12 protein-coding genes are annotated in these 16281 nt (G+C 44.2%); 5 read left to right on the top strand and 7 right to left on the bottom strand.

The genetic code is table 11. The features are described from left to right. Window positions 1–8: 8 nt before the first annotated feature. The 7 genes from AB5542_RS10755 to AB5542_RS10725 all read right to left on the bottom strand — a co-directional run bounded on the left by AB5542_RS10755 (window position 9) and on the right by AB5542_RS10725 (window position 7415). The gene (locus tag AB5542_RS10755) at window positions 9–383 is read right to left on the bottom strand and encodes a cupin domain-containing protein (protein WP_279038088.1); all 375 of its coding nucleotides are present in this window, start codon (window positions 381–383) and stop codon (window positions 9–11) included. 183 nt (window positions 384–566) lie between these two features. Then, window positions 567–1217, bottom strand: a complete 651-nt coding sequence (locus tag AB5542_RS10750) for a flavodoxin domain-containing protein (RefSeq protein WP_087418995.1) — start codon at window positions 1215–1217, stop codon at window positions 567–569. A gap of 79 nt (window positions 1218–1296) precedes the next feature. Further along, the gene (locus AB5542_RS10745; RefSeq protein ID WP_087419737.1) at window positions 1297–1983 is read right to left on the bottom strand and encodes a hypothetical protein; all 687 of its coding nucleotides are present in this window, start codon (window positions 1981–1983) and stop codon (window positions 1297–1299) included. A gap of 56 nt (window positions 1984–2039) precedes the next feature. Further along, entirely contained in the window at window positions 2040–2267 is a 228-nt protein-coding gene (locus tag AB5542_RS10740) for a hypothetical protein (protein ID WP_087418996.1), read from the bottom strand. A 9-nt stretch (window positions 2268–2276) separates the two neighbouring features. Next, on the bottom strand, window positions 2277–4334 hold the full coding sequence (locus AB5542_RS10735; protein WP_087419738.1) for an acetate--CoA ligase family protein: 2058 nt from the start codon (window positions 4332–4334) through the stop codon (window positions 2277–2279). 83 nt (window positions 4335–4417) lie between these two features. Next, entirely contained in the window at window positions 4418–5437 is a 1020-nt protein-coding gene (gene fbp, locus AB5542_RS10730; protein ID WP_204247524.1) for a class 1 fructose-bisphosphatase, read from the bottom strand. 271 nt (window positions 5438–5708) lie between these two features. Next, entirely contained in the window at window positions 5709–7415 is a 1707-nt protein-coding gene (locus AB5542_RS10725; protein WP_279038096.1) for a fimbrillin family protein, read from the bottom strand. A gap of 181 nt (window positions 7416–7596) precedes the next feature. Between AB5542_RS10725 and AB5542_RS10720 the strand changes: the two genes are divergently transcribed. The 5 genes from AB5542_RS10720 (at window position 7597) to ileS (ending at window position 16234) form a co-directional block, all read left to right on the top strand. Then, entirely contained in the window at window positions 7597–8541 is a 945-nt protein-coding gene (locus AB5542_RS10720; protein ID WP_279038098.1) for an Rpn family recombination-promoting nuclease/putative transposase, read from the top strand. Between the two features lie 90 nt (window positions 8542–8631). After that, entirely contained in the window at window positions 8632–9897 is a 1266-nt protein-coding gene (locus AB5542_RS10715) for an aspartate kinase (protein WP_087418999.1), read from the top strand. A gap of 10 nt (window positions 9898–9907) precedes the next feature. Then, a complete protein-coding gene (locus tag AB5542_RS10710; protein WP_279038104.1) occupies window positions 9908–10615 on the top strand; it encodes a glycosyltransferase family 2 protein in 708 nt (235 codons plus the stop codon). A gap of 19 nt (window positions 10616–10634) precedes the next feature. Continuing rightward, window positions 10635–12344 (top strand): hypothetical protein, encoded by a 1710-nt coding sequence (locus tag AB5542_RS10705; protein ID WP_279038107.1) that lies wholly within the window; start codon window positions 10635–10637, stop codon window positions 12342–12344. A 461-nt stretch (window positions 12345–12805) separates the two neighbouring features. Further along, the gene (ileS, locus tag AB5542_RS10700) at window positions 12806–16234 is read left to right on the top strand and encodes an isoleucine--tRNA ligase (protein ID WP_279038109.1); all 3429 of its coding nucleotides are present in this window, start codon (window positions 12806–12808) and stop codon (window positions 16232–16234) included. Window positions 16235–16281: the final 47 nt, after the last annotated feature.

The raw sequence follows: 16281 nt of genomic DNA, 5'->3' as shown, positions 1-16281 counted from the left end.
TTCAACTTTCAATCATTTCCAATTGGATCTATACCAATATTTTCAATCATCAGCACTACCGCTTTATTCTTTGCAATAGGCCTATGCATTACACCTTTAGGCACGCACACCCCCTCGTATTGTCCCAACTCAAAATTACCTTTTTCCGTTTCTAAAATAATACTACCCTCAATAACAAAAAACACCTCATCATCATGATCATGTTTATGCAAATGATACTCGCCCTCAAAGATACCTAACCTGAACACGGAAGAATTCACGTTGCACAATGACTGGTTAAACCATTTATCCGTACAATTCTTTACGATTTCCGGGACATTAATCTTTTCAAGATAATCATACTTAACATCCATCTGCATTTTATAATTCAACTTTTCCTCCATAATAAAATCATTATCAAAATTTACCAAATCACACGCTTAATCATGCAATACAAAATTATTACTTTTTCCCAAATAAAACCCGGTTTCAACCACAAACACGCCCCTATACAAACTAGAGGTGGATCAAAAGACTTTTGACCCACCTCTAATTTATAAATCTTACAAACCTTTGACTTATAAATATCATATTCTCTCGAACTCCGGTAACACCATATCCAGCCATTTACTTATCCGGGCATCGGTCTTTTCCGGTTCAAAATCTTCATCCAAAGGTAACCCCACAAACAAATCATCAATCACTGCTGTGGAATCCTCGTACACGTACCCATCTGTCGAAGTCTTTCCCACGAGAGTTCCGCCAAGTCCCGTCACCAATTCCGCCATATACCCCATACCATCCACAAAATTCTTCGGATAGGTCACGTGGTCACCCAAACCGACAAGTGCCACGAAACGATCTTTCAAAGAAATCTTACGCATTCCGGGAAAGAACTTCGCCCAACGATCCCGCTGTTCCCTCTCCCAGGTACTACGTCCCAAAGAAGAACATACCAGTATCAGATTCTTGTAATCCAATAACTTACCCGCTTGAATATCATTCACGCAAAACATATCCACCTTATCCGCTCCGATCTTCTTCTTCAGCATCTTGGCAACCCGGTGAACACTTCCCCCAGCGGGAGAATAGAAAATCCCCAACCACTTCATCTCGCTTGTCCGCTCATCCAGCAGATAGTTCCCTTCCAGATCGGCCGTCAAACGTAAAGGACTATCCTCCTCCACGCCCTTTTGATTCAAACCCGGTTTCTTTTGTTCAATCTTATTTTTATCCATAGAAATATAGTTTATAGTGATTAAACCATTATTATCAACTATAAACTATACGGTAAGAAAGACGAAAAGTTATAGACGTCTATTTTTTATGCGTGGCAATCGCTAACAAAACTCCTAGGACAACCCCTAGCAAGGCTGCGAATAAAACCCGCATATCACCCGGCAACAAGAAAGTGATTGTGTGAGCCGGGAACCAGAAAAAAGGAATCGTCTTCTTGAAAACAAAATTCCACTGTACCCGCCAATTCAAATTTGCCATGATTTCCCCCATCTTGATCGGGGTAAAGAAACCGGATAACGTCCCTCCATGACTCAGTATATGCGTATCCGTGATCTTGTGCAATGTCATAAAAACAGGAGCGAAAATCGTGTTCTGCGCCACGGAAATACAGAAGGCCACGAACACCTTATCCCACGATAAACTCTCCCCCATCACGGTAACGGCATTTTCCATGCCCATCGTCTTCAGAAAGACCGGAACCCCGCTTGAAAAAATCGTCATTGCCATACTGATACCCATTCCCAGCACACCCCACACGATAGCACGGGGCCAGATCCCGAAACCTTTCCGGTTATACACCCCGGCACTGATCCTCAATCCGATACATTCCCCTAGTGTTGACAAGATTGCGAACTTCAAAAAGCTCATAATCATACCATGCTCGGCATTAAATGTTTTATAAAAAGAATACACGGCATCAGACACGAAGAAAGGCAACAGGCATACGATTACACACCCGATAACAATAAAATCACTTTTTTTCATCACACATACTTTACCCGTTTCCCGGAAAACCACACCCTCCCGGGGAATTTTAAACATTATTTTTCTGTACTCTCGCTCGACGCATCCGTGTTCCCGTCCTCCGGACCTTGGTTCAACCGGGCGTCCTTATTCACTTCCTCCTTGGGAGAGGAATAGAAGAAATCAAATCCTTTTTTCCAACCGCTACTGATACGACCAAAACTTAGGAGTATTGCCAGCAGCAATACTCCTATTATGATGATCATCTTTCTCTCTTCCTTGCTATAATTTTTCCAAGCTCGCATGAGAAATTTCTATTTCTCGATACGGATACGAGCATCTACAGCCACCACGTTATCTTTATTTCCTAACAACGGGTTCAAGTCCATCTCGAAGATTTCCGGGGCAACCTTCACCAAAGCAGAGATTCTCATCACGGCCTCGGCAAACTTATCCTCGTTCACAGGTTCTTGTCCGCGAACCCCTTGTATAATCTTGTAAGATTTCAACTCTTTAATCATACCATGAGCCTCGTCTTTAGACATCGGGGCCAATCCGGCCTTCACGTCCTTCAACACCTCGATAAAAATACCTCCCAACCCACAAAGTACCATGTGACCGAACTTATCATCCCGTTTAGCACCGATAAACACCTGCGTTCCGCTCAACTGTTGAGCCAGCATAATTGCGTACGTATCCTTGATCTGCATCATCCGCTTGAATTCACGACGAACGGTCTCCTCGTCGCCCACGTTCAACACGACTCCACCAACATCCGATTTGTGGATCGGTCCGACAACTTTCATCACCAGCGGGAACCCGATCTCTTTTGCCATCTTAACAATCTCCTCCTCGTTATCAGAAACTCCCTCTTTAGCTCTCGCTACCCCGGCAGCATCCAACAAAGTATGAATCTCGTCCGGAGACAAATAACCGTTTTGCGCGTTATCCACCACCTCACGGATTCTCTTCACGTCCATATCCGGCATTTCAAAATGTTCCGGTTGCGGGGCCGGAGTCTTGTAAATCTTGCACAAAGCATTTCCAAACAGCACCTCGTCCGGGAAATAAACACGGCCTTTAGACACGAACTCCGCAATCTCGTCCTTCACGATCTTGGAAGAAGGGAAAATCGGGAAAATCGGTTTCTTGCTAGTCTTCATCTTCTCGTCAAGTACCCTGTACACGTCGAACACGGGGAACAAACCGGGGCTACCGAAAATAACCGCCATCCCGTCAATATTGTCAAAGTCCTGATCACAAGCATCTAGAATATATCCTAATTGTTCAGCCGTACCCGTTGCCAAAAAGTCGATCGGGTTACCCACGGACGACCCGGCAAACAATTTCGCCAACAACTCCTGCGCTTTCTCACCTTCAATATGCGGAACATCCATCCCTCCGTTAGAAAGAGCATCCGTCAACATAACGGCAGGTCCACCGGCATGAGTCACGACAGCCATGTTACGACCTTTCATTTCCGGATGCATGAAAATTCCGGCAACCGTCATCAACTCGTCACGTCCGTTACAACGCACAATACCCGCCTTGCGGAACAAAGCCTCTACGGCAACATCCGAACTGGCTAAAGCTCCAGTGTGAGAAGAAGCAGCACGACTTCCGGCAGCAGAACCTCCTGACTTAACGGCAGCGATCCGGCATCCCTTGCGGATCAAAGAAGATGCATGCTTTAACAACTTCTCCGGCTTCTCGATACTCTCCACGTATAATAATTTTACCCGGGAACTCGTCTTCGGATCGAACGACTCGTCCATGTATTCCAAAATCTCCTCTACACCTAATTGAGCTGAATTACCCACGGAATACATACTGTTGAATTTGATTCCTTTTTGCATTCCGGAGTCCATGATAAACAATGCCGTCGCACCAGAACCGGAAATCAAATCTACCCCTTGTGGGTTCAGTTCCGGAATCGGGCTTGTGAACACACCACTATAATGGTTTGTCAAAACACCGATACAGTTCGGTCCGATCAAAGATCCACCTACTGAATTAATCGTCTCCACAATTTGGCGCTCCAGCTTGGCTCCCTCCTCGTTTTCTTCATGGAATCCGGCAGAGAGAATAATAAATGCTTTCGTGTTCTTCTGTTTTGCAAGAACCTCCACGGTTGACGGACAGAATTTAGCAGCAATCGCTAAAATAGCACAATCCACCTCCGGAAGATCCTTCACGTCACGATACGCCTTGATTCCCTGCACTTCATCCATCTTCGGATTCACCACGTAAAGCGAACCTTTGAAATTTCCATCTTGCAAATTCCGTAACACGGTACCCCCGGGCTTGTGAATGTCGTCAGAACCACCCACAACCACAATGCTCTTTGGCTCAATTAATTGTTTTGCTATCATATATTTCGATTTATTTTTAACTTCCTCTTTAATTTCAAATGGATGATCGCTGTTACAATCATCCATTTGAAGTTTTTTTGTTTCTATATATTATTGAAGAATGTCAGAAACTCCTGTACTTTCTGTACCATCTTCTTCGAACCCGTGTATAACGGCACCCGCTGGTGGAGAGCCTCCGGCTTTATCTCCATGATTCGCTGCTCCCCGTCCGTGGCCAACCCTCCGGATTGTTCGGCAATAAACGCCATCGGGTTACACTCGTACAACAATCTCAACTTTCCTGTCGGGTGAGAACTCGTCTGCGGATATAAGAACACCCCACCTTTCAACATATTTCGGTGGAAATCGGCCACCAAGGACCCGATATAACGGGACGTGTACGGCCGGTTCGTAGCCTCATCTTTCTCCTGACAATACTTGATGAATTTTTTCACACCTACGGGGAAATTCACGTAGTTACCCTCGTTAATAGAATATATCTTTCCGCTTTCCGGTGTTTGCATATTCGGGTGAGACAAACAGAACTCCCCGATAGAAGTATCCAGCGTGAAACCATTCACCCCGTTACCGGAAGTATACACTAACATGGTTGATGACCCGTAAATCACATAACCGGCAGCCACCTGCTCTGTTCCGGGCTGGAAGAAATCGTCCATCACGAGCGGTTCCCCGATAGGAGAAATACGTTTATAAATAGAGAAGATCGTACCCACGGAAACATTCACGTCAATATTTGACGATCCATCCAGCGGGTCCATACAGATGATGTACTTCCCGTCCTTGCTTAATCCCTCCTCGAAAACCACGATGTCCTGATTCTCTTCGGTAGCTACCCCACAACACTCGCCACTCGCCCTCAACTCATCCATAAAAGTTTTGTCGGCATAGACATCCAACTTCTGTTGGTCCTCTCCTTGCACGTTGATTGAACCCACCTTTCCAAGTATATCTACCAAACCAGCTTTATTTACCTCCCGGTGAACTTTTTTAGCAGCGATACCTATATGGTGCAAAAGTCGTGAAAATTCTCCGGTAGCCCCGGGAATCTCGGCTTGCCGTTCAATAATAAATTGATTTAAAGTTGTAACTTTATGCATTATCATGGTTATGTGTTTTAATTTTTTTGCAAATATAGAGTTATAATCTTTAATTTAAAAGGTTTGCGGGTTTTATTCCGCTTCTCCCTTTCAAATCCTTACGCGTATAGCCCGAATTCACGAAGAGGCCTGCAATCGATGACGAAACATCAATCTTCTCTCCGCCGTATACCCCTTATCACGAAGATAAAGCGTTTTCCATCAACATTATGACGTATCCATATTGATACTCAAGTTCATCTTAAAGCATTACGTCAATCCATCATGAGAAGTTTCATCAGTAGGCACGAACAGGCCAAACGTTCATCATTGTTTTATCAAAAGGGCTATCAGCTCCAGAATTCGTTACTCCTCCATTATCTTTAACCGAAATCTCTGTTGAACTTCCATAGCTTAAGGAACCCATTTCCAAATTCAGTTCTTCTTTATGCAAAACGATCCATCTAATCTCATTTAATGACGGGAAATACCAATCTTTTCCTAAATCCTTACAAGCTTTAAAAGCAGGATACAAATCAAGAGTTTCTCCATTATCACATGCAAAAGTTTCCACTATTTTCAAGTTTACAAGTCCGTCATATCTGTTACTTGCTTTAACTAAAGATACTTTCCCTTTTGCCTTTACCTCACACCAAAATTTCATTCCCAATGAAGTACTTGCCACAATTCTTCCTCGATAAGCACCCATGCCTTCTGTATTTGTAACAAATGAATTATTGGCTTCATCATATCCCGTCACCTCCCCCACGGCAAAAATCACCCCATCTCCCCAAGCATCCCCGACCTTCGGGGCCACCAAAGGCAACTCGTCTAAATTATCTCCTAGCAACTCTTTATCTTTAAAATAATAATCAAACTCATCTCCCGTCACCGTATGGAAACGAGCTTTATTCAATCGTAAAGTTCCACCTTCAGTTTCTCGTGGGAACACAAATTCCATCTTATTATTTGCCACGGGAACATTCCGCACTTCTCGGTCGTAATGTTCAGAAGACAAATACAAATCCGCCCGATCAACCACCACCCCATTTGAAACATCCGTTAACGTTACCACCACGTTCTGCCCATCTTCAATCACGACATCAATTGGTGGCTCCGACTCGTCCCAATCTTCAACCTGAATGCTAACCACCACATCCTTATCTCCCGCCCCCGGATATCGATTTACTAAAATATTACACTTGTATAATTTTCCCTTCTCCAATGACATCCCTTCATTCGGGACAGTGTATGACTTTTCCTCCCCGCCCAGCAAAAAATGAAACAAAACCCTATTCCCCTCAATTTCTTGAGGTAAAATAATTATTGCAAAATCTTCTGCCACCCGTGCCTCTATATCGTCAACGGCATTACCTAACGTCAATTCACCCGTGGCAATATCGAAATTTCCCTCTTGAACAACATTTACAACTTTAAAATCCGTTATTTTATTCAGATCAACCGTCTCCGGGGTATCCGTTTTGAAATGAAATTTCATTTTAGCAAACTGATGGCAAAAATTCAGCGAAATAACTTTTTCCTCTCCTCGATGACGTTTTTCCGATTTAACGTAAAGAAAATCAGAAGACAACAAAGTTTCCTCTGTCGCTTGAATGTTAGGTACAGAAACCGGAACAGCTAAAAGATCCGCCGGGGCGCTCTCCATCCCTTTACAATAAAATCCATATATATTTACCGGGTTATCCGGGTACACGTGTTTCTCCCCGTCCGTGAAACTCAAACTCTTATCCGCCTCACCATTCATCAAGTAAAAATCCTCGTTTGCCGGCAAACAAAGCCCTTCCCCTTCTTGTTCCACGATATACAACCCCACCCTATCCCCTGCATTAAGTCCCGCTCTCGACCCGATCATGTTGACTTCTTGCATCTTGTGAATATTCACTTGAAAACAAATTTCCTTCTCTCCCGATTCTTCCGCAATCACACGACTACACCCGCAAAGAGCTATCAAGCCCATAAAATACAACAACCAGCTTTTTTTCATCATTCCAATTTTTATAATTAATACCATAACACGCCAATTCCTAACAGGTGAGATCGCTTGTAAATATATTAAAAAATAGCTATATTGTTTCATTTATAATTATTTTATCACCACTTTTCATTAAAATAGATTCATTCCACTTTTTTTCGTACATTTGTATAATACTATTAATACAAAAACCATGTCAAGATACAATCTCATCCGGTTCGACTGGGCCATGAAACGTTTATTACGCAACAAAGCAAATTTTGTCGTGTTAGAAGGATTTTTAAGCGAATTACTACAAGATAATATCAAGATTCATCGGATCCTAGAAAGCGAAGGCAATAAAGAAGACGAGTCCGACAAATTCAACCGGGTTGACGTTTTGGCTGAAAACAACAAAAAGGAACTCATTATCATAGAAGTTCAAAACACCCGGGAACTATATTATTTTCAACGAATGCTATACGGTGTCTCCAAAGCCATCACAGAATACATTCATGAAGGTGACCTTTACGCTGAAGTTCGAAAAGTCTATTCCATTAATATTGTATATTTCGATTTAGGACAGGGGAGTGATTATATCTACCGTGGAGTAACCGATTTCAGAGGAATTCATTCAGGTGATACCTTACGTCTTTCAACCAAGCAACGTAACACGTTCGTGAAAGAAAATGCCGGAGAAATCTTTCCGGAATATTACGTCCTCAGAGTTAATGAATTTGATGATCGGGCCAAAACACCTCTTGACGAGTGGGTCCGTTTCTTGAAATCCGGTATCATTGACGAAAACACCACGGCTAAAGGCTTGCAAGCAGCAAGAGAACGGCTACGTGTGTCAGACATGAGCGAACAGGAACGTCGTGCTTATGAACGCCACATGGACAACATCAGAATCCAGTGGGATGTCCTAACCACTGCACATGGGGAAGGATGGGACGAAGGAAAAGCTGAAGGGAAAGCTGAAGGGAAAGCTGAAGGCAAGGCCGAAGGATTAGCCGAAGGAAGGGAAAAAGGCATTCAAGAAGGCATCGAACTAGAGAAGAAAGAAACCGCCAAAAAATTACTCGAAAAGGGTATTCCTCTTAAAACCATCATGACATGTACCGGATTATCCTTAACGGAAATACAACAATTACAATAAACACGAAAAGACACATCTTCAACATCTTATTTTGCATTTTACAATTTAAAATTTACTTTTGTTTCGTGTTACTTTTTAATCGGAACCTAAATGAAAGTTTTTAAATTCGGGGGAGCATCCGTGAAAGATGCGGCAGGAGTGAAAAACCTCTCTTCAATTGTCCATCAACAGCATGGACAACTTATCGTGGTCGTTTCAGCTATGGGAAAAACGACTAATTTGCTAGAAACATTATGCAACGCCTATTTTCACCAAGATCCAAAAGCGACCGCTATCATGAAAGAATTAAAAGACTTTCATCTAAATATCGTAAACTCACTATTTCCCTTGAACGATCCGGTCTACAAGCACTTGGAAGAATTATTTACTAACCTGGAAAACATACTGGCAAGCGAATCATCACTATGCTATGATTACGAATACGATCGCATCATCTGTTTCGGGGAACTGATCTCCACGACCATCATCTCCGACTACTTGAAAATGGAGGGAATCGAAAATCAATTCATTGACATCCGGAAATTCCTCAAAACCGACCAAAACTATCGTAACGCGAACATAGATTTGGAACTTTCCGAACAACTTTGCAAAGAAGCATTTGACTTCAAGGCATCGTCCACATTCGTCACCCAAGGATTTATCGCCGGAACCCGCACCAACCAGACCACGACCTTAGGACGGGAAGGATCGGATTACACGGCCGCCCTTTTGGCTAACTTGCTAAATGCCGAAAACGTGACGATCTGGAAAGACGTACCGGGAGTGATGAATGCCGACCCGAAAGAATATGAAAAAGCACAAGTGATCAGCCGGATGTCCTATAAAGAGGCCATCGAGCTATCCCATTTCGGGGCAAAAGTCATTCACCCGAAAACCATAAAGCCAATCCAGAACAAACAAATCCCCCTCTACGTGAGATCGTTCCTGCACCCGGAATCCGAGGGAACCGTGATACAAGAGATTGACGAGCATCTAAAGTTACCCCCCATCTACATTAACAAAGAAAATCAATGCTTGTTGACCCTCACCCCGAGAGATTTCTCTTTTATCGCGGAAGAAAAATTAAGCCACATATTCGCCGTGCTGGCCCAATATAAATTGAAACTGAACCTGATGCAAAACTCTGCCATCAGCTTCTCTTTCTGCGTGGATTGCAACAGCGCCGTGTTCAACGAATTTCTGGATCAACTCCGGGAAGAATTCGAGGTACGCTACAACCAAGACGTGAAACTCATCACGATCCGCCATTACAACGAGGAAATCATTCGGGAGATCATCGGGGATACCCCCTCGCTAGTCGAGCAACGTAGCCGCACGACCGCCCAGTTCGTGCTAAGGAATCATGTACTACAATAACTCCCGCGGCATGAAACATAAAACGCTGTCAATCATCATTCCCGCCTATAACGAAGCCCGAACTCTTTTCACGTTACTGGAAAAAGTTCACCACACACGACTGGTTGAAAATATCCAAAAAGAAATTATCGTTATAAACGACTGTTCGAAAGACGAAACGGAAGACGAGATTCAGCGTTTCATGGAAATGTATCCCGATTGTCCCATTCAATACCACAACCAACCTTATAACCAAGGCAAAGGAGCTGCTTTACGGGTAGGGATTCAGAAAGCCAACGGAGAATGGACCGTTATACAGGACGCGGATCTCGAATACGAACCGGAAGACTTTAACTCGTTACTGACATGGATGATCGAACACGACGGGAAAGTTATCTACGGGTCCCGCTTTCTAAACAAAGCAAACAAACACTCCTATCAACGATTCTATTTCGGCGGCAGGCTATTATCCATCATCACGAACATCCTGTACGGGCAACGCTTGACGGACGAACCGACCTGTTACAAAATGTTCGACACCGCACTACTTAAATCCATCCCGTTAAAATGCACCGGATTCGAATTTTGTCCGGAAGTAACAGCCAAAGTTTGTCGCAAGGGATACAAGATAAAGGAATTACCAATCCACTATTACCCCCGGAGTATTGATGAGGGTAAAAAAATAAACTGGAAAGACGGGGTCATTGGCATATGGACTCTTATAAAATATCGTTTTTAATTTAAAGAATAATTTTCGTATGGGAATTTTTAATAAAATAAAACCGACTACATGGATTTATCTCTGCCTCACGATCATCGTATGCGTATTCGTCGTGAATTACCTGGAAATATTTGACTTCAAACCGGATCTGAACGGGGATAACGTTTACTATTATGCCCTGGGAAGAGCCATTGCCGCCGGGAAAGGCTACACGAATATTATGTTTCTGGAAGAAACCCCTCATTCCCATTTCCCACCGGGTTACCCCCTGTTTAACGCGGGGATTTTACTTTTCACCCATTCCTACACGGCTTTAAAAATAGCAAACGGCATTTTATTCGGGTTGTCCATCCTAATCCTTTTTTTCCTCCTGAAAAGGATTTCGGGGAACTTATTCGTCGCCCTGTCAACCTGCCTGTTATGCTGTATGCAGCAGGCATTACTACGTTACTCCACGATTGTCATGAGCGAAATGCTATTTACCTTCCTCACGCTGGGAGTCCTGTACTTGATCTCCCTGATTGACATGAACCACCTGTTCTGTAAAAAGCGCCCCCGTTCCCAGATCATTTATTTCATTCTGATGATTATCGCGCTGAATTACATCTATTTTGTCCGGACCATGGGAACATCCATCATTCTGGCAATAATGATTTACCTCGGTATTCTTTGTGTCCAAAAAGGTCTCACGCTCCTCAAAAGTAAGCGTAAAAATGACGAGATCACCATACAGGCTGCCAACAAACAAGCCCTGTTCAGCCACCTCATTATCCTATGCGTGGTCATAGCATCCTTTGCAGGGGCGAAAACAGCCTGGGATATGCGAAATAAAAGTATTGGGGTCACGAGTAGTGACTATCTCCATGACTTCAAAAAGAAACCCAAGGGTGAAACCATGGCCACGTTCTCGGACTGGACAGAACGTATCGAAAATAACCTAGTCAGCTACGTGGGCAAATGGATCCCCACTGCCATCATTTCCGATGATCCCGGATTCGATGAAAAAATAACCACTTCAGGACTGATCGAGGGCATTTGCATCTTAATCATCGTTCTACTCGGATTAATCGCGCTGAAAAAAATGCAATTACTCCTGTTCCTGTACATCGGCATCACGATGGCCGTACTCATGATCTGGCCGGAGCAATACGCCGGACACCGCTATTTTATCGGGATCATCCCCCTTTTCATATTCCTGTTCCTGAATGGTTGCCTTGAAATCATGAACTCGATCACTAAAAAACTTTCATTTGGCAAATACCAACACATAATTCCCGCGGGAGGCCTGATCGTGTTCCTCGTGTTCTTCATGTTCCCGCACTACGCGAAAGCCTTGAAACCGCAACAGAATTTTGCGACATACAAGCAATGGAATGAAAAAATTGCCGATGCCGCCTTCGTGGAGTACATCTATGCCATCAACTGGTGTAAAAAGAATCTACCCGAAGAAGCCCGCATCGCCTGCCGGAAACCGGAACTTTTTTACCTCTTTTCAGGCGGTAGAAAATCGACCTCTTTTCCCCAGTATGCCGAACCGGATGACCTGTTCAACCGTTTCCAAGAACAAAAAATCTCTCACGTGATCATCGACCGCTGGTTCCGCCACGGGTATGTCACAGTGTACCCCATGGTCAAAAAATATCCGGATTATTTCAGACCGCTCATCCAGATCGGGCAGAACACGAAACAGCAACTCCCCACGTTAATTTTCCAATTCCTGCCGGGAGGCCAACCACAAGTTCCGTAGTTTAGTTCAAAGAAAAACGAATCATACTTCTCATGTCGGGTGAAGAATCCGACATGAGAAGGTATATTACAGGACAACAAACCGTTGACCCGAAAATTTAATACCATAATCCATTATCATATCCTCATCAACAACGGATCTCTTTCGTGTAAAGCGCTATTAGAACGCTATTAAATCCCTATTAAATCGCTATATATAATAGCGTTCTATTAGAATTTTAATAGGATATTAAAATTACTTTATCCGTAACACGTCATGTATTGCTACTCTATTCATACTGAAGTGATTTAGAAAAACGGCAGCAAATCATGACCTCCACTCCTAAACGTCTTTTATTACCCTCTAAAAGAATGAATGCACGAAAAAAAGAAGAGGATTTCCAGTTTCACAAATAAATGGTATATTTGCAACTTGATTTTTTAAATGTGCAAATAAGTAATATCTTAAAATCAGGAGTCACGATGGACAAAAAATTCCAAGAGTACAAAGGTTTGGATCTCTCTCAGGTAAACAAGGATGTCTTGAAAGAGTGGGAATCAAACAATACCTTCGAGCAAAGCTTGAAGAATAGAGAGGGGCACCCCTCGTTTGTCTTTTTCGAAGGTCCCCCTTCGGCAAACGGGATGCCAGGTATTCACCACGTAATGGCTAGGACGATTAAAGATATTATTTGCAGATACAAAACTTTACAAGGATTTCTCGTTGAGCGAAAAGCCGGTTGGGATACACACGGGTTACCCGTTGAATTGGGGGTTGAAAAGAAACTCGGTATCACGAAAGAAAATATCGGGAAAACGATTTCCGTGGCCGACTACAACAAAGAATGTCGTTCCGACGTCATGAAATTCACCCGCGAATGGGAAGATTTGACGAACAAGATGGGTTACTGGGTAGATATGAGCAACCCGTACATCACCTACGACAACCGTTACATCGAAACCTTATGGTATTTGTTGAAACAATTGTACGAGAAAGGTTTCCTGTACAAAGGGTACACGATACAACCCTATTCCCCCGCTGCCGGAACAGGATTAAGCACGCACGAGTTGAACCAACCGGGATGTTACCGGGACGTGAAGGACACGACGTGTGTGGCTCAATTTAAAGTGATCCGGGACGAAAAATCGGAAAAATTATTCGCTTTCAGCGATGAGGTATATTTCACCGCTTGGACAACCACGCCTTGGACGTTACCTTCCAACACGGCATTGGCAGTAGGCCCGAACATCACGTATCTGGAAATAAAAACTTATAATCCTTATACATTCCGCCCGGTAACCATTATCATGGCGAAAGATCGTCTCAGCGCGTACTTCAACAAAAAAGCTGAAGGCATCGCCTTGGAAGACTACAAGGAAGGAGATAAATTGATCCCTTACCAGATCGTGGCCGAATATAAAGGGCCGGAGCTGGAAGGCATACGTTACGAACAACTTTTGCCTTGGATGCAACCCATGGGTGATGCGTTCCGCGTGATCCTAGGTGATTACGTTACCACGGAAGATGGTACCGGAATCGTGCATATTGCCCCGACTTTCGGAGCCGATGACGACCGGGTGGCCAAAGTGGCCGGCATAGCCCCCTTGCAATTGATTGACAAGGAAGGCAGCAAGCAACCCATGGTGGACAAACGGGGACGCTTGTTCCGGATGGAAGACATTGACCCGGAATACTTGAAAAATAACGTCAACACGGACCTGTACGGGGAATTTGCCGGACGATTCGTGAAAAACGCTTACGATCCGACTTTAACTGAAAATGACCCGACTCTTGACATCGATTTAAGTATCCTGTTAAAACGGGAGAACAAAGCGTTCAAGGTCGAGAAACAAGAACATAATTACCCGCATTGCTGGAGAACCGACAAACCGGTACTTTATTACCCGTTGGATTCTTGGTTCATCAAAACGACAGCCGTTCGGGATCGCATGATCGAGCTGAACAAGACTATCAACTGGAAACCCGCCAGCACGGGCGAAGGCCGTTTCGGGAAATGGTTGGAGAATTTGGTGGATTGGAACCTCTCTCGTTCCCGCTACTGGGGAACTCCCCTACCGATATGGGTTAGCGAGGATGGGACAGAGAAAAAATGTATCGGTTCTGTGAAAGAATTAGTTGAAGAAACTGAAAAAGCGATACAGGCAGGAATCATGAAGGAGAATCCCTTCAAAGACTTCAAGGTGGGAGACTACTCGAAAGAGAATTACGAGAAAATCGACCTGCACCGCCCGTACGTGGATGACATTATACTGGTTTCTCCCTCCGGGCAACCGATGTACCGGGAGAAAGACCTGATCGACGTGTGGTTCGATTCGGGGGCCATGCCTTACGCACAGGTACATTACCCGTTCGAGAACAAAGAATTGATCGACAACCGGACAAATTTCCCGGCAGACTTTATCGCCGAAGGAGTGGACCAGACCCGCGGTTGGTTCTTCACGCTACACGCTATCGCGACCATGGTGTTCGATTCCGTGGCATTCAAGAATATCATATCCAACGGACTGGTGCTTGATGCCAAGGGAAACAAGATGTCCAAACGTTTGGGCAATGCCGTTGATCCTTTCGACACGATCGAGAAACAAGGGTCCGATCCTCTGCGTTGGTACATGATCACGAACTCTCAACCATGGGATAACTTGAAATTCGACATCGCCGGGGTGGAAGAAGTGAAACGTAAGTTCTTCGGGACACTGTATAACACGTACAGTTTCTTCGCCTTGTACGCTAATATAGACAAGTTCACGTATGCAGAGGCAGAAGTTCCGTTTAACGAGAGACCGGAAATCGATCGCTGGATTCTTTCTCTATTGAACAGCTTGATTAAAGAGGTCACCGAGGCTTACGAGAAATATGAACCGACACGGGCCGGACGAGCTATACAGGATTTCGTGATCGAGAACCTGTCGAACTGGTACGTGCGCCTTTCCCGTAAACGTTACTGGGGTGGCGAGCAAACCACTGATAAATTGTCGGCTTACCAAACGTTATATACCTGCTTAGAAACCGTGGCAATCTTGTCCTCGCCCATCGCACCATTCTACATGGATCGCTTGTTCACGGACTTAAACAAGGTTACGGGACGATACACGACGGACGTTCACCTGGTAGATTTCCCGGTGGCCGACGAATCAATGATTGACAAGCAACTGGAGGAACGGATGAATATGGCTCAACAAATATCTTCCATGGTACTTGGACTGAGACGCAAAGTGCAAATCCGGGTAAGACAACCGCTGTGCAAGTTGCTGATCCCGATCTTGAATGACGAGATGACTACCCAACTGGATGCCGTGAAGAATATCATCCTGTCGGAAGTCAACGTGAAGGAGATCGAGTACATCACTGACACGGCAGGAATCTTGGTAAAGAAGATCAAGCCGAACTTCAAGACCCTAGGACCGAAATACGGTAAATACATGAAACAGATTTCCGCTCTCGTGGCAGAAATGAACCAGAATGATATTTACAATTTCGAGAAACAAGGAACTTATTCTCTGGAAGTGGGAACAGAAACGCTGGAATTGACACTGGAAGACGTGGAAATTTTATCGGAAGATATCCCGGGCTGGTTAGTGGCCAACGAGGGACGTCTCACGGTTGCCCTAGACATCAACATCACGAAAGAATTACGTGAAGAAGGTATCGCCAGAGAATTGATCAACCGAATCCAGAACTTGAGAAAAGAGAGTGATTTCAACGTGACAGACAAAATTGATCTTTACATCGGGAAGCACAAAGAGATCAACGAGGCCGTCGAGAACTTCAAGGCGTACATCGCCAGCCAAGTTCTGGCAGAGAACGTTACGCTAATAGATAAAGCCGAGGACGGTGCCCAACCCATCGAAATCGACGACATACAAACGTTTATTAAGATCCAAAAAATGTAACCTCTTCCCCTTGTTACAAGTAAAAGTGGATATTTTTCCACGGGAAA

The sequence above is a fragment of the Butyricimonas sp. RTP31003st1_G1_RTP31003_210430 genome (genome assembly GCF_040920905.1).
In the GTDB taxonomy this organism is placed as follows: Bacteria; Bacteroidota; Bacteroidia; order Bacteroidales; family Marinifilaceae; genus Butyricimonas; species Butyricimonas paravirosa.
The sequence above is the reverse complement of the archived record's forward strand: the minus strand, read 5'-3'. Positions and strand labels throughout refer to the sequence as shown.